The sequence below is a fragment of the Sporolactobacillus vineae DSM 21990 = SL153 genome (assembly GCF_000377985.1).
GTDB lineage: Bacteria > Bacillota > Bacilli > Bacillales > Sporolactobacillaceae > Sporolactobacillus > Sporolactobacillus vineae.
This window is the reverse complement of record NZ_KB899043.1, coordinates 34,385-54,020: the sequence shown is the minus strand read 5'-3', so window position 1 is coordinate 54,020 and position 19,636 is coordinate 34,385. Positions and strand designations below refer to the sequence as shown.

Below are 19,636 nucleotides of genomic sequence, written 5' to 3'. Positions count from 1 at the left end.
GCAGGAGGTGAGCCCATGGCGAAGAAAACTGAGGAAGAAAAGCCGGACACCGTTGAAGAAGCAAAAGAAAATACGGAGCAAGTGAAAGAGGGCTCCGGAGAAAAAGAAGTCTCTGAACCCGAAAACACAGGGGCTCAGAAACCTGCAGATGCGCAGACGAAGGAGAACGTCCAGCCGGATCAGAAGCCGGCGGACGAGAATCATCCGGATGTCGCTGCCCTGACTAAGAAGATCTCGGATCAGGAATCTGAGATCGAAACCCTGAAGAAAAATGGTCAGGAACTGAACAGCCGCTGGCTGCGTACGCAGGCCGACTTTGATAATTTCCGGAAACGTACGATAAAAGAACGGGCTGACGCCAGAAAGTACCGGTCGCAGGATCTGGTGACCGACCTGCTGGAACCCCTCGATAATTTTAAACGTGCACTCTCTGTTGAAACAGCCACTGAAGAAGGGGCTTCTCTTAAAAAGGGTATGGAGATGGTCATGAAGCGACTGGAGGAAGCTTTGAAAAAGGAAGGCGTCGAAGAAATTCCGGCGCTCGGAAAGCCTTTTGATCCGAAGGTGCATCAGGCTGTGATGCAGGAAAAAAGCGAGGATCACGACTCTGGTACGGTGATTCAGGTGCTTCAGGCCGGTTATCAGTTGAACGGCCGGGTCATCCGTCCGGCAATGGTAAAGGTCAGCGCATAAAGCGCGTGTCAAAACAGAGTATTCATTTGGGAGGAAATTAAGTATGAGTAAAATTATCGGCATTGACTTAGGGACGACAAACTCCTGCGTGGCAGTGATGGAAGGCGGCGAACCGGTCGTCATTCCGAATCCGGAAGGCGGAAGAACGACACCGTCGGCTGTTGCGTTTAAGAATGGCGAACGCCAGGTCGGAGAAGTGGCTAAACGTCAGGCGATTACGAACCCGAACGTGGTTCTTTCCATCAAACGTCATATGGGTTCCGATTATAAAGTGGACATTGACGGCAAGAAGTACACACCTCAGGAAATTTCCGCGATCATTCTGCAGAAACTGAAAGAGGATGCTGAAGCGTATCTCGGCGAAAAGGTGACAGATGCCGTCATCACCGTGCCGGCCTATTTCAATGACGGACAGCGTCAGGCGACCAAAGATGCCGGGAAGATTGCCGGACTCAATGTCAAACGAATCATCAACGAACCGACGGCGTCTTCTCTGGCTTACGGGCTGGACAAGGAAGGCGATCAGACGATTCTGGTATTCGACCTTGGCGGCGGCACCTTCGATGTATCCATCCTGGATCTCGGCGACGGTATTTTCGAAGTTAAGGCAACAGCCGGCAACAACCATCTGGGCGGCGATGATTTTGACAAGCGGGTCATGGACTATCTGATCAAACAGTTCAAAGATGAGACCGGTATTGATCTGTCCGGTGACAAGATGGCCTTGCAGCGGCTGAAGGATGCAGCTGAAAAGGCGAAGAAGGAACTGTCCGGTGTCTCTCAGGCACAGATCTCGTTGCCGTTTATTTCGGCAGACGCCACCGGCCCGAAACATCTGGAAACGACGCTGACACGTGCCAAGTTCGATGAACTGACTTCCGATCTCGTTGAAGCGACGATGGGTCCGGTACGTCAGGCGCTGTCCGATGCCGATATGACGATGGATGACATTAACAAGATCATCCTGGTCGGCGGTTCCACAAGAATCCCGGCGGTTCAGGCAGCCATCAAGAATCTGACCGGCAAGGAACCGAGCAAGGGTGTCAATCCGGACGAAGTCGTCGCTGTCGGTGCCGCCATTCAGGGCGGTGTCCTGACCGGCGATGTCAAAGATGTTGTACTTCTTGATGTCACACCGCTGTCTCTGGGCATTGAAACGATGGGCGGCGTTTTCACCAAACTGATCGACCGCAATACGACAATTCCAACCAGCAAGTCGCAGGTCTTCTCGACAGCCGCCGACAATCAGACAGCCGTTGATATCCATGTACTTCAAGGGGAACGCCAGATGGCTGCCGACAACAAAACGCTCGGCCGCTTCCAGCTGACGGACATTCCGCCGGCTCCGCGCGGTGTCCCGCAGATTGAGGTCACCTTCGAAATTGATGCGAACGGCATTGTCAACGTCAAGGCGAAGGACAAGGGAACCAATAAAGAGCAGTCGATCACCATCAAGTCTTCTTCAGGATTAAGCGATGAAGAAATCGACAAGATGGTCAAGGACGCGGAAGCAAATTCCGAAGCGGATAAGAAGCGTAAGGAAGAGGTTGATCTCAGAAATGAATCGGATCAGCTGATCTTTGCAACCGAGAAAACGCTCAAAGAACTGGGCGATAAAGTCGACGCTTCTGAAAAAGCGAAGGCCAATGATGCCAAGGATAAACTGAAGAAGGCTCTGGACGGCAAAGATACGGATGCGATTAAGAAAGCGAAAGATGAACTGAACGAAGTCGTTCAGCAGCTGTCCGTCAAGCTGTATCAGCAGGCGTCTCAGAACGGCAAGAACGGCCAAAACGGACAGAATAATGCTCAGAGTACCGGAACGGCAGGAAATAACGGCGGATCCGGCAAGAGCGGAAATGGCAAAGATGGTGACAATGTCGTTGACGCCGACTATCATGAAGTCGATGACGACGATAAAAACAAGAAGAAATAAGCACCGAGCGGCAGCATAAATTGTCTTGAAAAGCCGAAGTCAGACGCGGGTCTTGGCTTTGGCTTTTTCTTGCTTATTGGTCCGGACAGATGATATCATTTAATTTAATGTGAACACTTATCGGGAGTGGTTTGATGAGTAAACGGGATTATTATGAAATCCTCGGAGTGAGCAAGGATGCTTCGAAGGAAGAGATCAGGAAAGCCTTTCGTAAACTGGCGAGAAAATATCATCCCGATGTGAATAAAAGCAAAGAGGCTCCGGAAAAATTCAAGGAAATTACCAAAGCCTATGAAGTGCTGAGCGATCCCCAGAAGCGTTCTCAGTACGATCAGTTCGGCGAAGCAGATCCGAATCAGCAGCAGGGCGGTTTCGGCGGCTTCAGCGGGCAGGGCTTTGGATCCGATTTCGGCGGCTTCGGCGATATCTTCGATCAGATCTTCAACGGCGGCGGATCGAGACGGCGAAACCCGAACGCGCCGCGTCAGGGAGCTGATCTTCAGTATGAAATGACGATTACTTTTGAAGACGCAGCATTCGGGAAAACAACAGATATCCGGGTGCCGAAAGAGGAAACCTGCTCGACGTGTCACGGTACCGGTGCACGCCCCGGCACCAAACCGGAGACCTGTTCCCATTGTCATGGGACCGGTCAGCTGAATACGGAGCAGAATACACCGTTCGGACGGATCGTCAATCGCCGTGTCTGCCCGTATTGCAAAGGGACCGGTAAAATCATTAAGAATCCATGCCGCACCTGTAACGGTCAGGGTAAGGTGAAGGTTAATAAAAAGATCGAAGTAAAGATCCCTGCAGGTATCGACGACGGCCAGCAGATCCGGCTTTCCGGACAGGGCGAGGCCGGGGTCAATGGCGGTCCGGCCGGCGATCTGTACATTGTCTTCAATGTCCGGCCGCATAAGGTGTTCAAACGCGACGGCGACAACATCTATCTGGAGGTACCGCTCAGCTTTGCTCAGGTCGCACTCGGTGATGAAATCGAAGTGCCGACCTTATACGGCAACGTCCGGCTCCGTATTCCGGCCGGCACCCAGACCGGTACCAAATTTCGTCTGAAAGGCAAGGGCATTAAAAATGTGCGGGGCTATGGCCAGGGCGACGAGCATGTTCAGGTGCGTGTCGTGACACCAAAGCATCTGAATGAGGAAGAAAAGACATTGTTCCGCAAGCTCGAAGGTGTCAAAAACGGCTCGATGAACAGTGAGAACAATGAAAGTCTTTTTGACAAAATGAAGAAAAAAGTGTTTAAAGCGGACTGAACACTTTTTGAACGAATGGAGCCAATCAGATGAAGTGGTCGGAAATTTGTATCCATACGACTGAAAATGCCGTCGAACCGGTAACCGGCATTCTTTACGAGGCCGGTGCCGGCGGCGTGGCCATTGAAGATGCAACGGATCTTGACCGGAACAGCGAAAATGACGGGACGGTCTATGATCTTGACCCGGACGACTATCCTGAGGAAGGCGTCAATGTTAAAGCTTACCTTCCCCTGAACAGCTTTCTCGGTGAAACGGTTGGTGAGATCAGACAATCACTGGAGCATCTGGAAAGTTGCGGATTCAATCCCGGCGATCATAAAGTCACGATCAGCGAGCATAACGAAGAAGAATGGGCGACGGCCTGGAAAAAATATTACCGGCCGGCCAAAGTTGGCAGCAGGTTCATCATCTCTCCGGCGTGGATCGACAATCCTCCGGTGAAAAGCGGCAGACAGATCGTCGAACTGGATCCGGGGATGGCCTTTGGGACGGGGACGCACCCGACAACGGTACTCTGCATTGAGGCGCTGGAAAAATATCTGGAGCCGGGAAGCCGAGTGCTTGATGTCGGAACCGGTTCCGGAGTGCTGTCGATTGTTGCCACGAAACTCGGCGCCGAGCATGTCCTTGGCGTGGATCTGGATGATGTAGCGGTGCAGTCGGCCAGGCTGAATGTCAAATTGAACCATGTTGACAAAGCCGTATCCGTGAGGAAGAATGACCTGGCAAGGGGTATCGGTCAGAAATACAATCTGATTGTCGGCAACCTTCTGGCCGAACTGGTCGTCCGGCTGGCTTCGGACAATATCGGACAAAACCTGGAGGATGACGGCGTACTGATCGTCTCCGGCCTGATCCGGACGAAGCGGGATCAAGTCCGCGAAGCCCTGCAGTCCAATCATCTTACCGTTTGCGATGAAGCGAGAAACGGGGACTGGCTGGTACTCGTCGCCCGAAAGGACAAGTAGACATGCAGCAATATTTTATTCCGGAAAGTCAGTTGCATGAACATCATGTCGTGATTCAGGACGAAGATGCGAGACATATCATTCGTGTGATGCGCATGAAGCCCGGTGACAGGATCATCTGCGTCGTTGGCGGCACCGCATTCCTTTGCCGGATCGATGAGCTTTCCGGCAATGAAGCGACCGCGGAAATCGAGTCCGCAGTCGCTGCGGCGCCGGAACTTCCGGTTTCCGTAACCATCGCTCAGGGTATTCCGAAGGGCGAAAAATTTGATACAATTGTTCAGAAGGGAACGGAATGTGGTGCATCCGCGTTCATTCCCTTTAACGCGGCTCGATCTGTCGCCGTCTGGCGGGAAAATCGCACAGCGAAGAAACGATTGCGGCTTCAGAAAATTGCAAAGGGAGCAGCAGAGCAATCTCACCGTCTCGTGATTCCCAGGATTGCAGAGCCGCTTGGGATCGACCGGCTGATTCAGGCCGGCCTGTCTTTTACATATAAGCTGGTTGCCTATGAGGAAACAGCAAAATCAGGAGAGCTCACGGCACTGCCTGCTTTACTGCATCAAATGAGCCAAGGCGATTCGCTGCTTGCCGTGATCGGACCGGAAGGCGGTCTGACTGCTGAAGAGGCTGAAAAGCTGCAGAGAAGCGGATTTGTGCTTTGCGGTTTTGGCCCGCGGATTCTGAGAACGGAAACGGCGCCAATTTATCTGCTCAGTGCCGTTTCTTATCAACTTGAACTATTAAACAACGAGGTGGATAACTGAAAATGCCTACAGTTGCATTCCATACGCTTGGATGTAAAGTCAATCACTATGAGACCGAAGCGATCTGGCAGCTTTTCCATAAACATGGTTACGAGCGCAAAGATTTTGAAAAAACGGCGGACGTGTATGTCATCAATACCTGTACAGTCACCAATACCGGGGATCAGAAGAGCCGTCAGGTCATCCGCCGGGCGATTCGCAACAATCCGGATGCAGTGATCTGTGTCACCGGCTGTTATGCTCAGACCTCGCCGGCAGAAGTCATGTCGATACCGGGTGTCGATGTCGTTGTCGGCACGCAGGGCAGAAACAAGCTGCTCGATTATGTGGCTCAGTACCGTCAGGAACGTGAACCGATCAACGGTGTCGGAGACATCATGAAAGCAAAAGTCTTTGAAGAAATGGACGTGCCCGACTTCACGGACCGGACCCGGGCGTCCTTAAAGATCCAGGAGGGCTGCAACAACTTCTGCACGTTCTGCGTCATTCCCTGGGCGCGAGGACTTCTGCGTTCCCGAAAACCGGAGAATGTGCTCCGGCAGGCCCAGGAACTGGTCGATGCCGGCTATAAGGAAATCGTCCTGACCGGGATTCATACGGCCGGTTACGGCGAAGATATGGAGAACTACAATTTTGCCCGGCTCCTGGCGGATATGGAAGCAAAGGTGCACGGACTGAAACGGATCCGCATCTCTTCGATTGAGGCAAGTCAGACGACCGACGAGGTGGTTGATGTGATCAATCGGTCGCATATCATTGCCCGGCACTTGCACATCCCGCTTCAATCCGGTTCGGACACCGTGCTGAAACGGATGCATCGCAAATATACGACGGCATTTTTCGCAGATAAGATCGCCAGCCTGAGACAGGCGCTTCCGGATTTCGCGCTGACATCCGACGTGATTGTCGGCTTTCCCGGAGAAACGGAAGAAGAATTCCAGGAAACCTATGACTTTATTCGTCAGCTTCGCTTCTCAGAGCTGCATGTTTTCCCGTACTCGCAGCGGACAGGCACGCCGGCAGCGAAAATGCCGGATCAGGTGCCCGAAGAAGTGAAACATGAGCGTGTCGAGCGGCTGATCGCCCTGTCCAATCGCCTTTCTGAGGAATATGCAGAAAAGTATCAGGACAAAGTGCTCGAAGTCATCCCGGAGGAACCGCTGAACCATCACGAACCGGACGGCTACTACGTTGGTTTTTCCGATAATTACCTGAAAGTGAAGTTCAGTTATCCGAGTCGAGACATTGTCGGAAAACTGGTACGTGTCAAACTGACACATCCGGGTTATCCGATCAGCGAGGGTAAATTCGTCCGGATTCTGGACGAAGGGGAACAGCCCGTAACGACGTATTAAGGCATTCAGAGTCTGTGCCGCTCGACCCATCGTCCATAGGGGGCGGCCAGCGGGACAGCGAGAATCGCCGTCACCAGATTGAACAGAACGGACGTATGTGCCAGAGCCGTACGGCTGTTTCCGGCAAGCATCATGGAAAAATCGGCGAGCGGATAGATAAACGGAAAGAATACGGCCACGCTGAGAATATTAAAAAGAATATGTGTATAGGCGGTCCAGCGTCCGGCTTTTCCGGTTCCAAGACTGGCAATATAGGTCGTCAGACAGGTGCCGATATTCGATCCGAACATGATGGCGATCGCAGAAGACAGTGAGAGCATCCCGGCATCAAGAAATCCCATGCATACCAGGAGCGTTGCGGAGCTGGACTGAATAATGGCTGAAAAGAAAATGCCGATGACAACCGAATAAAGAAGACTCTCATTCGCACCGGTGAGCAGTTCTCTGACGAACGGAGAAGCGGCCAGCGGTTCGGCAAGAGAACGAAAACCGGACATCGAAGCGAACAGGCAGCCGATCCCGATCAGCATCGAGCCGACAGAAAAACCTCGTTTAAACGGCAGGCACATGAGGATAAACCCGGCCGCAAAGAAAATATAGTCCAGCTTCTGAACGGGCAGCGCAGCGATTTCACCGGTCACGGTGGTCCCGATATTGGCACCGAGAATAATGCCGATGCTTTGTGAAAAGCGCATGGAGCCTGTCCCGATCAGGCCGACAGTGATAATCGTCACTGCAGAACTGCTCTGCAGCAGCATTGACGCAAGCGTCCCCAGACAGAGCCCTTTAAACGGCGTGTCCGCAGCCCGTTCCAGAGAGTGCTGCAATTTTTTCCCTGCCAATCGGTTCATGGCGCCGGTCATGATGCCCATGCCAAGCAGGAACAGTAGAAGATAAAGGATGAAAACAACGATCTGCTGACCCAAAATGACTCACCCCGTTTTTGTTTTTATAATGTATGGGGGTTGTCTTACGGTCATGAGTCGACTTCCGAAATTCGGGTGGGAAATTAGCAATCTTGTTTTTTGGGTTCTGGAAAAACGCTTACTTGAATTTGATAATTTATGTTTTATCGTATATAATGGCAATTGACGTAAAAGAGTACGTCCTTTAAGGTTGCGTTTTGTTTTTGGAGGGAGGGAAACACAGATGGTTGAGACAAGGGTTAGAAAGAATGAATCAATTGAAGACGCTCTGAGGCGTTTCAAACGCTCGGTATCGAAGTCCGGTACTTTGGCCGAAGTCAAGAAACGCAGAAATTACGAGAAACCGAGTGTCAAGAGAAAGAAAAAATCCGAGGCTGCACGCAAGAAAAATCGTCGCAGATTCTGAGAAGGAGTTTTGGCAGATGGGTCTTGTTGATCGTTTAACGGACGATATGAAACAAGCGATGAAGGCAAGAGACAAAGCACGTCTTTCCGTCATCCGGATGATCAAAACAGCACTTCAGAATGAGTCGATTAAGAAAGGCAAAGCGTTGTCTGAGGATGAGGCGCTGGTTGTCCTGTCCCATGAGCTGAAACAGCGAAAGGACTCCCTCCAAGAGTTTAAGAATGCGGGCAGACAGGATCTTATCGATGAGGTCAGCGTCGAAATTAAAATTGTTCAGGCCTATATGCCGGAACAGTTATCCAAAGAAGACATTCAATCGATCATTGATGAAACAGTTACGGAAACCGGTGCCTCTTCTAAGGCTGATATCGGAAAAGTTATGAAAGCGATTATGCCGAAGGTACAGGGACGCGCCGATGGAAGTCTGGTCAACCGGCTTGTCCGAACTAAATTAAATAACTGACAGAAGCTCTGTTTGTGGTGCTCACAGACAGAGTTCTGTTTTTTATACAGACCTGTATCCCGGTGACGGGTCGGTCAGTCAAAGGAGATGAGTCGTATCATGGATGCTTCAACAGTCAGTATTCTGATTATCGCCGCACTTGTAGTCATTGCCATCATCATTCTGTTTACGTTTGTTCCGGTTATGCTGTGGATTTCGGCACTGTCCTCAGGTGTCCGCATCAGTATCTTTACACTGATCGGTATGAGACTGCGCCGGGTCATCCCGCGCCGCGTCATCGATCCGTTGATCAAAGCGACAAAAGCAGGCCTTGATCTGCATACAAATCAGCTGGAAAGCCACTATCTGGCCGGCGGTAATGTCGACCGGGTTGTCAATGCCCTGATCGCCGCACACCGGGCCAATATCGATCTGACCTTTCAGCGGGCCGCGGCGATCGATCTGGCCGGACGCAATGTCCTCGAAGCGGTTCAGATGAGCGTTAACCCGAAAGTCATCGAGACGCCGTTCATCGCCGGAGTGGCGATCAACGGAATCGAGGTCAAAGTCAAAGCCAGGATTACAGTCCGGGCCAATATCGATCGGCTGGTCGGCGGTGCGGGTGAGGAAACGGTTGTCGCACGTGTCGGCGAAGGCGTGGTCAGTACAATCGGTGCCTCACACACCCATAAGGATGTGCTGAAGAATCCGGATACGATTTCGAAAACCGTTCTGGATAAGGGGCTCGACGCCGGAACGGCTTTCGAAATTCTCTCGATTGATATTGCTGATGTCGATATCGGTAAAAATATCGGCGCCTTCCTCCAGACCGAGCAGGCGGAGGCCGACAAGAATATTGCTCAGGCCAAAGCAGAGGAACGCCGGGCGATGGCGGTTGCCAAGGAACAGGAAATGCATGCGCGGGTTGAAGAGATGCGTGCCAAGGTCGTCGAGGCCGAATCCGAAGTGCCGCTGGCGATGGCATCTGCCCTAAAAGAAGGAAAACTCGGCGTGATGGATTATATGAACTACAATAATATCAAGGCAGATACGGAAATGCGGCATTCTTTCGGGAATAACGGAAAGAGTGCGGACGACAACTCTTCCGGCGATGAATATAAATAATCACTGATCTTTTTCGTGTCAGGAGGGATGTGTGATGAGCTTTATCGGCGTGGTAATCGCTGTGGTTGCATTCATTTTCTACGTGGCCCGGTCGGTGGAGAAACAGAATGCTCAGGAAATGAAGCGGCGTGAACGTATGCGCGGCAACCGGCCTGTGCCGGGTACGAGAGCCGCTGCACGCGTGGAGAAGCAGACGACGAAAACCCGTTCGGATAACCGGACCGCATCGGCTGATCCCCCGGAAAGAGCAGGTAGCGGACGCACGATGATGCAAAATTATCAGGAGGCACTGGAAAGGGCCGGGCAGACAGCCCCATTGCGGCCCGCACATCCGTCTGATTCGATTACCGGGACCGATCCGATATCTGTATCGCCGGTTGTGGATCATCGACCGCGCTGGCTTCAGGATCCTCAGGCTGTCCGGCGCGCTTTTATTTTTTCTGAATGCATCGGCCGCCCAAGGTCGCTCAATCCTCATCCGTATTTTCGTAAAATAAAATAAACGGCATTTTTCAGAAGCAGCCCGCCGCTGCTTCTTTTTCATTGCCCGGAAAACAATAAACGCGATTCAGCGGAAACGATTATCGGTCTTCAGAAGGGGTTTTACGGTATTCAGAAAAAGTGTTTCGGTCCTGAGCTGTTTTTCGTCCATTGTGATGTTCCCGGGGTGCTATGCGGCGCATATCTTACATAAGTTTTAATGAGGTGGGTTGCCGATGAAGAAAAGGTGGGTGCGGCTGAGAAAATGGTTTGCAGATGTATCCGAAGTACCGGAAGACCTGGTCACCGATGTTCCGAGGATCACGATCACAGGCCGTTCACACCTCTCAGTGGAAAACCATAAGGGGATCATCTCTTTTTCTGAAAATGAACTGATTCTGTCGACACACTTAGGCGAACTTCAGGTACTCGGTGATTCATTTGTACTCGAGACAATCCTGGAACAGGAAATTGACCTTGCCGGAACGATCAGGGAAGTGCGATTCCGAAGCGACTGAGAAAGGAGAGGGAGGCGTGAGCAGAAAAATCCGGACAGGCCCGGCAGGCTGGCTGAAAGCAGAAATCACAGGAGAACAGACGGAACAGTTTATTCGTCTCTGTGTGGCAGAAAAGATCGTCTTGTGGTCAGTCAGAAGAACCGGTGAAAATAAGATCGTCTGCAGTTTCGGCTTGACGACGCCGCTTCGGTTGAAAAGGATACTGAAAACGAGCGGCTGCAGGATGCGCATTCTTGAAAGGAACGGCATCTCGTTTTTCTGGAAAAAATTAAGGCGGCGCTCCGGTATCGTTGCCGGTCTGTTTCTCTTTCTGGCTGTGATGATCTTCATGTCGAATATGGTCTGGTCAGTCCAGGTGAATGGTGCCGATCCGAAACTGGAAGATCAGATCCGAAAGCTTTTGAAGAACGAACACGTTTATCCCGGTGCGACTGATTTCTTCATCTCGGATCCGGGCGCGATTGAAAGCCGGCTTTCTGCAAAGCTGAATACAGTCACGTGGATTGGCGTTTCCAGAGAAGGGACAACCTACAAAATAGATGTCGTGCAGAAAAAATATCCGAAGCCGGCGAAAAAGACCGGTCCGAGAAACTTGATCGCTGCCAAACCGGCAATGATCAACCGTCTTTTTGTGGAAACCGGGCAGCCGGTGGTTGAAAGCAATCAGTATGTCCGGCGCGGGCAGCTCCTGGTGCTTGGTCAGATCGGAACGGAGGAGAAACCGCGTTTCGTCTCTTCCAAAGGTTATGTGATCGGCGAGACCTGGTACCAGTCGGAGACGAAGATCCCGCTCCGGAACAAGATGACTCTCTTTACGGGAAAAACGGCCACTTCGGTGAGCATTCATCTTGGTCAGGCTGCCCTCCCGATCTGGGGATTCACCGGCCACGCGTACCGACATGCAGAGACCGAGACGGTCAGAAAGCCGGTTCGGTTTCTGATCTGGGCACTTCCGGTAACCTACGATCGGACGATCTATCGTGAGACGAAGCAGGTGACGCGGGTGCTGACCAGGCAGCAGGGGCTCGAAGAAGCAAGCCGGGAAGCGGACAGGGTTCTCCTGTCACGGCTGCGCGCCGGATCAAAAATCATTTCGTCGACGATCGAGAAGAGCGGAGTGAAAAACAATATTCTGACGATCTCGAGCCGCCAGGTTGTGAATGAAAACATCGCCGTACCGCAGGCAATCAATACCACACGGAAACCTTCCGGAAAGAAATGACCGAACCGGAGAAAACCAGGATCGGGCCTATGCTCCGGCTGCATCCGATGCTGCCGGATGAATCGGATTGGCATTAAATCTTTGAGTTATGGTAAAATGAGAGAAACGTGAATTTTTTCTGAGGGGGACATACGGAGCTTGCCAGAACGCCATTTATATACGATTCCGATCGACTGGAGTAACGCTAATGAAGCTTTGCTGTTATTCGGGCCGGGAGATACAAATCTGAAAATTATAGAGAAAACACTTGGAGTATCGATTGTGACCCGCGGCGGTACGGTGAGCGTCTCTGCCGAACGGGAAGCGGACGCCGGACGGGTTGAGGAAGTACTGAATGCACTGCTTCGGCTGATCCGGCGCGGTGTAACCGTGACCGAGCGCGATGCCGTGTATGCTTTAAAGATGGCTCAGGCCGGTCAAATGAAACAATTTCAGGGCCTGTATCACACGGAGATTACAACGAATGCCAAAGGGCGTCCGGTCCGGGCCAAGACGATCGGCCAGCAGAATTATGTTGAGGCGATGAAGACCCATGATATGGTGTTCGCCATCGGACCGGCAGGCACCGGGAAGACTTATCTTGCTGTCGTCATGGCCGTGACGGCATTGAAGGCAGGCAAGGTGAAGCGCCTTGTCCTGACCCGTCCTGCAGTCGAAGCAGGAGAGAACCTTGGCTTTCTTCCCGGGGATCTGAAAGAAAAAGTAGATCCTTATCTGCGCCCGCTCTATGATGCGCTTCATGATATCCTTGGCGCAGAGCATACCCTGCGCCTCCTTGAACGGGGCACCATCGAAATCGCCCCGCTCGCTTATATGAGAGGGCGGACTCTTGAAGATGCTTATGCAATCCTTGACGAAGCGCAGAATACAACTCAGGAACAGATGAAAATGTTTCTGACGCGGCTCGGGTTCGGCTCAAAGATGATCATTACCGGAGATGTGACACAGGTGGATCTGCCGAAGGGAAAAATATCCGGATTGAAGACGGCCAGAAACCTGCTTAAGAATGTCGACGGGATCGCATTTGTTGATCTCCAGAGTACGGATGTGGTTCGCCATCCGCTGGTCCAGAAGATCATCGAGGCCTATGACAAGTAAGCAGTATGTGATGATGAACCGCACTTTTGTCTGAAGCAGATTTTGCGGGGAAATGCATCTGATTTTGCGGAGGCAGGTCGATGGCAAAAACAGGTTTGTTTGTCACAAAGTTTAAAAAAGTGGGCACAGGGCTTTTGGCCGGCTGGGGCTTTTATCTCCTTGTCGGCGTGGTTTTGTATGCACTGATGATCGGCAGTGTCTTGCCGAAAAATCCAGATGTTCATCTGCATGAAATCGCTTCATCCGATATTCAGTCGCCAATTGATGCGGTGGACGCCCAGGCGACAGAAATGAAGAAGCAGCAGGCGATCGGATCCACACCCTCAGCCTATGTCTATAATAAAAATCTTGCCCTGATACAGGTTGAGAAGGCCGGGGACTTGTTCGACACGATCATCTCGGTCCGGCAGAAGCAGAAAATCACCGATGCTTCTCCGGCCGGTGATGTGAATGCCGCTGTTGCTCAGGTCAAAAAAGGACTCTCGCAGGCTCCGGAGTCATCACTCCCGGATTCCGCACTGTCCTCGTTACTGAGGGCTTCGGATCATGAACTGCAGATTGTGGAGGATATCACAAGTACCGGGATTTATGAGGCGATGAGCAATAAAGTCGGCTGGAACGATCTCCAGCGTGTTCAGGAAAAAGCCGTCTCATCACTGCCCTCATCCGTGCTGAACGATCCGCTGAGAACGGCGCTGAGCAGTATTCTCCGCAATTATATTACGGCAAATTACACATTTGACGCGACAACCACACGGCAGAATAAACAGGAAGCAGCAAACAGTGTCGATAATGTGATGATCCATCAGGGTGAAGTGATTGTCCATAAGGGCGAACTGGTTACCAGCGATATGATCCGTCAGCTAAAGCTGGTCGGTCTGATGGATGAGCATTTTAATATTATCCCGTTCATCGGCCTCCTGCTTTTTACCGGGTTCATTACGATAACATTCGCACTGGAATACCGGCGTTTCCGTCAGCTCCAGAAGAAGGATTCGCTGAAATACCTTGCCATTTATACGATCATCTTTGTCGGCGGGGCGATTTTGATCCGAATCTGCAGTTATCTCTATCTTGCGAATGTCACCGGTCTGACGTATGTCATCCCGATCGCGGTCGCTCCGATGCTGATCCGGATGCTGCTATGTGAACGCACCGCTATTGTTACAGGTGTCCTGCTCTCGCTGATCGGCAGTGTCATTTACGGGATCAGTACGAAAGCAGCGATCTTTGACGCGCCGACTGCGATTTATCTGCTTTTCTCATCCTTTGCCGGGGCGCTGCTCCTGAACAGAAGACAGGCGCGTCCGAAGATCGTGCTGACCGGCGGGCTTGTGGCAATGGTGAATATTCTTGTACTGCTTGCGTTGATGCTGTTTCAGAATCAGCCGCTCTCACTGATCGATACGGGATTGCCGCTCATATTCGGCTTTTTGTCCGGATTTATTTCGGTCATTCTGGCGAACGGACTGATGCCTTTGTTCGAAACCACATTTCAGATTCTGTCACCGATCCGGTTGATCGAGTTGTCCAACCCGAATCAGCCGCTGCTCAGAAAAATTTTACTTGAAGCACCCGGCACCTACCATCACAGCGTCATGGTGGCCAATCTGGCCGAACGCGCCTGTGAAGCGATTGGTGCAAACGGCTTGCTCGCACGGGTTGCCGCCTATTACCATGATATCGGAAAAACCAGGCGCCCGAGATTTTTTGTTGAGAATCAGCTTGACGGTGTGAATCCTCATGAGAAAATCTCTCCGCAATTGAGCAGGACGATCATTTTCGCGCATCCGTACGACGGGGCGGACATTTTACGGCAGTATCATATGCCGCCGGAAATTGTTGATATTGCCGAGCGCCATCACGGGACGACGCTGCTCAAATATTTCTATGTCAAGGCTCAGGAGCTCAGTGATCAGCCGGTTCCGGAAAGTGAGTTCCGTTACCCCGGACCTAAGGTGCATACAAAGGAAGGCGCCGTCATTGAACTTTCAGACAGTATTGAGGCGGCTGTCCGGTCGATGAAGAAACCGACGCCGGTCAAGGTACAGAACCTGGTCAGCAGTATTTTCAATGACCGGCTGGGCGACGGACAATTCGATGACTGCGATATCACATTGAAGGAATTGAAAATCGTTGAAAAATCGATTGATGAAACGCTTCGCGGCGTCTATCATTCGCGAATTGAATATCCTACCGATATGAAAGTGAAAAAGGTGAGTGCAAAATGACGTTAACCGTCGATATGAATGATGAAACGAAGACGTTAAAGGAAGAACAGAAGCAATGGGTTGTCCGCCTTCTGAACCATGCGGCCGACGTGCTGGATCTGAAAGGACCAATCGACTGCTCGGTTACTTTTGTAAATAATCCCCGGATACAGGACATTAACCGGGAATATCGCGGGATCAACCGTCCGACTGATGTGATTTCGTTTGCCCTTGAAGAAATGGCCGAGGGAGAGGTGCCGATTCTTCCTGAAGACGGCGAGCCACGCGTACTCGGGGATATTATTGTTTCTCTTGAAAAGGCGGCCGAACAGGCAGATGCTTATGGGCATTCTTTTGAGCGTGAACTGGGCTTTCTGGTCGTTCACGGTCTTCTTCATCTGCTCGGCTATGATCACGCAACGCCGGCGGAAGAGAAAGTGATGTTCGGACTGCAGGAAAAAATTCTGTCTTCGTACGGACTGAGCAGGGATTAACGATGGCAAGGGTAATCATTGAAAAAAGGCGGCATAAGAGTCTGGCAAACAGTTTCAGGGATGCGATTTTCGGTTTCTGGCTGGCCTTTTGTCAGGAACGGAACATACATATTCAGTTATTTGCGGCTGTAGTCGTGATCGTCTTCTCTTTATTGATTCGGATTCCTTTAACTGAACTGCTGATTGTATTTCTCCTGATCGGCGGGGTGATCAGTCTCGAACTGATCAATACGTCAATCGAACGGGTCGTTGACCTGGTCACGCAGGAGCGCCACCCGATGGCCAAAGCGGCAAAGGATACGGCTGCCGCTGCAGTCTGGTGGTTCTCTGTGATTGCCGCAGTGATCTATGCTATCATAGTGATTACTACTTTGTTTTAGGTTATCTTAACAGTGGTACTGTTTTCCTCCCAATCGGGCGGAAGCATGAGACTCCCGCGGGAAAAGCGAGTGCCTGGAAAACAACAAATAAGTTTATCAAAGCTTAAAAAGGTGATTAGATGACGGATGCGCAATTAATTGAAGCAGCTAAAGCGGCGATGCAGCATGCCTATGTTCCTTATTCACATTTCCATGTCGGCGCCGCACTGCTGACGAAATCAGGGAAAGTAATTACCGGATGCAACATTGAAAATGCAGCGTATTCTGTCTGCAACTGTGCAGAGAGAACAGCGCTGTTCAAGGCGTTTTCCGAAAATGAAAGGGAGTATGCCGCACTCGCGGTGATTGCGCCCAGCGGACGGCCTGTTCCGCCATGCGGCGCGTGCCGACAGGTCATGAGTGAACTGTGTCCGCCCGACATGCGCGTGATCCTCGCCAATCTTAAGGGCGACGTCCAGGTGACGACGGTTAAGGATCTGCTGCCCGGTGCCTTTCTCGCGGGAGATATGAAAAAATGACGAAACCATTCAAATCAGGCTTTGTGGCCATCGTCGGGCGTCCGAACGTCGGAAAGTCCACACTGCTGAATCAGGTACTTGGACAGAAGATTGCCATTATGAGCGACAAAGCTCAGACGACCCGAAACAAAATTCACGGTATCTATACCACAGATCAGGAACAGATCATTTTTATCGATACGCCGGGCATTCATAAACCGCGTCACCGTTTGGGCGAGGTGATGACGGCGATGGCGATCGATACGCTGAATGAAGTGGATCTTGTCCTGTTCATGATCGATGCGGTCCAGGGTTACGGCCGAGGCGACCAGTTTATTATCGATGCACTGAAGAAATCGGATACGCCCGTATTTCTGGTTGTCAATAAGATCGATCAGGTGCATCCGGATCAGCTGCTTCCGCTGATCGATAAGTACCGCAATTTGTTCGACTTTGCCGAGATCGTGCCGGTTTCGGCGCTGCGCGCCCAGAATGTGTCGACCTTGCTGGAACAGACGGCTTCCTATCTGCCCGAGGGGCCAAAGTATTACCCCGAAGACCAGGTCACGGATCATCCGGAACGGTTTGTCATTTCCGAACTGATCCGGGAGAAGATTCTTCAGCTGACGCATGATGAAGTGCCGCATTCGATCGCGGTCACGATTGACCAGATGAAAGTCGACGAGCAGCGGAACAAAGCTGAGGTACAGGCAACGATCATCGTTGAGCGTCCCTCTCAGAAGGGGATTATTATCGGAAAATCAGGAAGCATGCTGAAAACGATCGGAACACGGGCCAGAAAAGAAATTGAGACCCTGACCGGTGATAAAATTTTTCTGGAGCTCTGGGTGAAAGTTGACCGGAACTGGCGGGACAAAGACGAAGAGCTGAGAAATTTCGGGTATATCAATAAAGAGGAATAAGAGACCGGTTCGCTTCGCAGAGGATTTATTTCCCGGTGATGACAGACATTTCTTCTTATGAATTCTCCAGGATCACAAACACTAAGGTCTGAGGAGAACGAATAGGAAGGTGAATCCAATGGTTGACCTGACATGGCGCTTGTTCTGTATGACGGGGAGTATCGACTCATATCTGCTGCTTCGGGAGATGGAGAAGGATCAGCCTGATCCGGAACCGGAACAGGGAAGTACGGAAACGCGGGATCTGACCAATTAAAGATACTGCAGGAGAGGAAGCCGGGTGATCCGATTTGATGACCAAAGCGGAAGGCATGATTATCCGGACGACGGATTACGGGGAAACAAATAAAATTATCACATTATACACTGAGGAGTTCGGAAAGATCGGGCTGATGGCGCGCGGGGCAAAAAAGCCGAAGAGCACGCTTTCTTCGGTCTGTCATGTTCTGTTCTATGGTCTCTGTCTCTTTAATAAAGGCAGAGGCCTTGGTACATTATATCAGGCCGAGTCGAACAATTCTTTCCGCTCGATCTTCAGTGACCTTGATAAAACAGCTTACGCAGCGCTGATCGTCGAACTGCTTGACCGGCTGACCGAAGAAAATCAGCCGTCTCCGGCTCTCTTCCGGCTTTTGCGGGAGACACTTCTTCTCATCGAAAAGGGAACGGACGCATCTGTAATGGCGGCGATCTTTGCCGTCAAAATGATGCGTATCGCCGGAATCGACCCTCAGGTGGATCAGTGTATTCACTGCGGGAATCAGGAGGGACCTTTTTCATTTTCCGTCGCGGGCGGCGGATTTCTCTGCCGCAACTGTGCTGCGGCCGATCCGCATGCTTTTCCAATGAGCGGCGCCGCCGCCCGGCTGTTTCCGGTCTTCAGAAAAGTGCCGGTCGGCCGGATCGGCCATGTCTCGGTCCGGAAGGAAACCATCGGAGAAATTGAAGCAATACTTGCCGCGTGTTTCGAACAGAATGCGGGCATTCATCTGAAGGCGATGCGCTTCATCCGCCAGCTGGCCCAGTTCCACCCGCAAGAGGATCCGGATCGCCATACATCGGGCAAGGACAGCTGATCAACAGGCCAATGCCTTTTTCAGCAAACATGCGGCAAGAGAGATAAGCAAATCTGTCAATTTCGGAATCAAGGAGAAAAACCAGATGGAACTGAATGACCGTCAGACGAAAATCATCGAGATTGTTAAACAATCAGCACCGATTACCAGTGAACAGATTGCCGAAAAACTGGATCTGACACGGGCCACGCTCAGACCGGATCTTGCGATTCTTACGATGTCCGGGTTTCTTGAGGCACGTCCGCGCGTGGGCTATTTCTATACGGGGCAAACGCTGCAGTCACTTTTTGCCGAGCAGATTGAGAAGTTCAAAGTCAGAGAGTTCCTCTCTTCTCCTGTCGTTGTCAGTGAATCGGCATCCGCTTATGATGCAGTCTGCGAGATGTTTCGCGAAGACGTCGGTTCCCTGTTTGTGGTCAATCGCCAGGGTTTTCTCGCCGGCGTTCTGTCGCGCAAAGATTTACTTCGCGCCGCGATCGGCACGCAGAATATGAATCAGGTACCGGTCAGTATGATCATGTCGCGGATGCCGAATATCACCAGTTGTCATGCGGAGGATCCGATCATTGCCGTCGCAGAACTGATTATTGAGAAACAGGTGGATGCCGTACCGGTTGTACGCGAGCGTAATGGCGGCCTTGAAGTGATCGGCCGGATCACAAAAACCAATATCACCAAAGTATTTGTTCAGCTTGCCAGAGGGACCACGAATTAATCTTCATATACTGTCGAATGAGTCTGAGCTTTGCCGAATATTGCGCGCATCATCACCTTTTCCTTAGTCAAAATCTATTGATTGCATGGTTTCATGGGATTAGGTTATAATAGACTTTTGTG

The 19,636-nt window shown here is 51.4% G+C and carries 22 protein-coding genes; 21 read left to right on the top strand and 1 reads right to left on the bottom strand.

Annotated elements, in window-relative coordinates:
• The first annotated feature begins 15 nt into the window (after positions 1–15).
• From grpE to mtaB, 6 genes are all read left to right on the top strand, one after another.
• The gene (gene grpE / locus D889_RS0102435; RefSeq protein ID WP_010632230.1) at positions 16–693 is read left to right on the top strand and encodes a nucleotide exchange factor GrpE; all 678 of its coding nucleotides are present in this window, start codon (positions 16–18) and stop codon (positions 691–693) included.
• 43 nt (positions 694–736) lie between these two features.
• Positions 737–2,629, top strand: coding sequence for a molecular chaperone DnaK (dnaK, locus tag D889_RS0102430; RefSeq protein WP_010632229.1), 1,893 nt, complete (start codon positions 737–739; stop codon positions 2,627–2,629).
• A 134-nt stretch (positions 2,630–2,763) separates the two neighbouring features.
• The gene (gene dnaJ / locus D889_RS0102425; RefSeq protein ID WP_010632228.1) at positions 2,764–3,909 is read left to right on the top strand and encodes a molecular chaperone DnaJ; all 1,146 of its coding nucleotides are present in this window, start codon (positions 2,764–2,766) and stop codon (positions 3,907–3,909) included.
• A 29-nt stretch (positions 3,910–3,938) separates the two neighbouring features.
• Positions 3,939–4,880, top strand: a complete 942-nt coding sequence (prmA, locus tag D889_RS0102420) for a 50S ribosomal protein L11 methyltransferase (RefSeq protein WP_010632227.1) — start codon at positions 3,939–3,941, stop codon at positions 4,878–4,880.
• Between the two features lie 2 nt (positions 4,881–4,882).
• Positions 4,883–5,647 carry a 16S rRNA (uracil(1498)-N(3))-methyltransferase gene (locus tag D889_RS0102415; RefSeq protein WP_010632226.1) on the top strand — a complete coding sequence of 255 codons (765 nt, stop codon included), beginning with the start codon at positions 4,883–4,885 and terminating at the stop codon, positions 5,645–5,647.
• A gap of 2 nt (positions 5,648–5,649) precedes the next feature.
• Positions 5,650–7,002: a tRNA (N(6)-L-threonylcarbamoyladenosine(37)-C(2))-methylthiotransferase MtaB gene (mtaB, locus tag D889_RS0102410; RefSeq protein WP_010632225.1), complete on the top strand. Its 1,353-nt coding sequence runs from the start codon at positions 5,650–5,652 to the stop codon at positions 7,000–7,002.
• 5 nt (positions 7,003–7,007) lie between these two features.
• Here the strand turns inward: mtaB and D889_RS0102405 are convergent, their stop codons facing one another.
• Positions 7,008–7,928: a Na/Pi symporter gene (locus tag D889_RS0102405; RefSeq protein ID WP_010632224.1), complete on the bottom strand. Its 921-nt coding sequence runs from the start codon at positions 7,926–7,928 to the stop codon at positions 7,008–7,010.
• A gap of 223 nt (positions 7,929–8,151) precedes the next feature.
• Between D889_RS0102405 and rpsU the strand changes: the two genes are divergently transcribed.
• The 15 genes from rpsU to ccpN all read left to right on the top strand — a co-directional run bounded on the left by rpsU (position 8,152) and on the right by ccpN (position 19,514).
• The gene (rpsU, locus tag D889_RS0102400; protein WP_010632223.1) at positions 8,152–8,334 is read left to right on the top strand and encodes a 30S ribosomal protein S21; all 183 of its coding nucleotides are present in this window, start codon (positions 8,152–8,154) and stop codon (positions 8,332–8,334) included.
• Between the two features lie 16 nt (positions 8,335–8,350).
• On the top strand, positions 8,351–8,797 hold the full coding sequence (locus D889_RS0102395) for a GatB/YqeY domain-containing protein (protein WP_010632222.1): 447 nt from the start codon (positions 8,351–8,353) through the stop codon (positions 8,795–8,797).
• A 99-nt stretch (positions 8,798–8,896) separates the two neighbouring features.
• Positions 8,897–9,901 carry a flotillin-like protein FloA gene (gene floA, locus D889_RS0102390; protein WP_010632221.1) on the top strand — a complete coding sequence of 335 codons (1,005 nt, stop codon included), beginning with the start codon at positions 8,897–8,899 and terminating at the stop codon, positions 9,899–9,901.
• Between the two features lie 34 nt (positions 9,902–9,935).
• A complete protein-coding gene (locus tag D889_RS0102385; RefSeq protein WP_010632220.1) occupies positions 9,936–10,403 on the top strand; it encodes a hypothetical protein in 468 nt (155 codons plus the stop codon).
• Between the two features lie 214 nt (positions 10,404–10,617).
• Positions 10,618–10,899: a sporulation protein YqfC gene (gene yqfC, locus D889_RS0102380; protein ID WP_010632219.1), complete on the top strand. Its 282-nt coding sequence runs from the start codon at positions 10,618–10,620 to the stop codon at positions 10,897–10,899.
• Positions 10,900–10,915: 16 nt separating this feature from the next.
• Positions 10,916–12,121, top strand: coding sequence for a sporulation protein YqfD (yqfD, locus tag D889_RS0102375; RefSeq protein WP_010632218.1), 1,206 nt, complete (start codon positions 10,916–10,918; stop codon positions 12,119–12,121).
• 138 nt (positions 12,122–12,259) lie between these two features.
• Entirely contained in the window at positions 12,260–13,219 is a 960-nt protein-coding gene (locus tag D889_RS0102365; protein ID WP_010632217.1) for a PhoH family protein, read from the top strand.
• Positions 13,220–13,299: 80 nt separating this feature from the next.
• Positions 13,300–15,450, top strand: coding sequence for an HD family phosphohydrolase (locus D889_RS0102360; protein ID WP_010632216.1), 2,151 nt, complete (start codon positions 13,300–13,302; stop codon positions 15,448–15,450).
• Positions 15,447–15,923, top strand: coding sequence for an rRNA maturation RNase YbeY (gene ybeY, locus D889_RS0102355; RefSeq protein WP_010632215.1), 477 nt, complete (start codon positions 15,447–15,449; stop codon positions 15,921–15,923). Before D889_RS0102360 ends, ybeY begins: the two co-directional genes overlap by 4 nt.
• A gap of 2 nt (positions 15,924–15,925) precedes the next feature.
• On the top strand, positions 15,926–16,303 hold the full coding sequence (locus tag D889_RS0102350; protein WP_010632214.1) for a diacylglycerol kinase family protein: 378 nt from the start codon (positions 15,926–15,928) through the stop codon (positions 16,301–16,303).
• A gap of 119 nt (positions 16,304–16,422) precedes the next feature.
• Positions 16,423–16,821, top strand: coding sequence for a cytidine deaminase (locus tag D889_RS0102345; RefSeq protein WP_010632213.1), 399 nt, complete (start codon positions 16,423–16,425; stop codon positions 16,819–16,821).
• Entirely contained in the window at positions 16,818–17,723 is a 906-nt protein-coding gene (gene era / locus D889_RS0102340) for a GTPase Era (protein ID WP_010632212.1), read from the top strand. The genes D889_RS0102345 and era overlap by 4 nt, the downstream gene beginning before the upstream one ends.
• A 118-nt stretch (positions 17,724–17,841) precedes the next feature.
• Positions 17,842–17,979 carry a YqzL family protein gene (locus D889_RS15330; RefSeq protein ID WP_010632211.1) on the top strand — a complete coding sequence of 46 codons (138 nt, stop codon included), beginning with the start codon at positions 17,842–17,844 and terminating at the stop codon, positions 17,977–17,979.
• 37 nt (positions 17,980–18,016) lie between these two features.
• Positions 18,017–18,799: a DNA repair protein RecO gene (gene recO / locus D889_RS0102330; RefSeq protein WP_010632210.1), complete on the top strand. Its 783-nt coding sequence runs from the start codon at positions 18,017–18,019 to the stop codon at positions 18,797–18,799.
• 85 nt (positions 18,800–18,884) lie between these two features.
• The gene (gene ccpN / locus D889_RS0102325; RefSeq protein ID WP_010632209.1) at positions 18,885–19,514 is read left to right on the top strand and encodes a transcriptional regulator CcpN; all 630 of its coding nucleotides are present in this window, start codon (positions 18,885–18,887) and stop codon (positions 19,512–19,514) included.
• Positions 19,515–19,636: the final 122 nt, after the last annotated feature.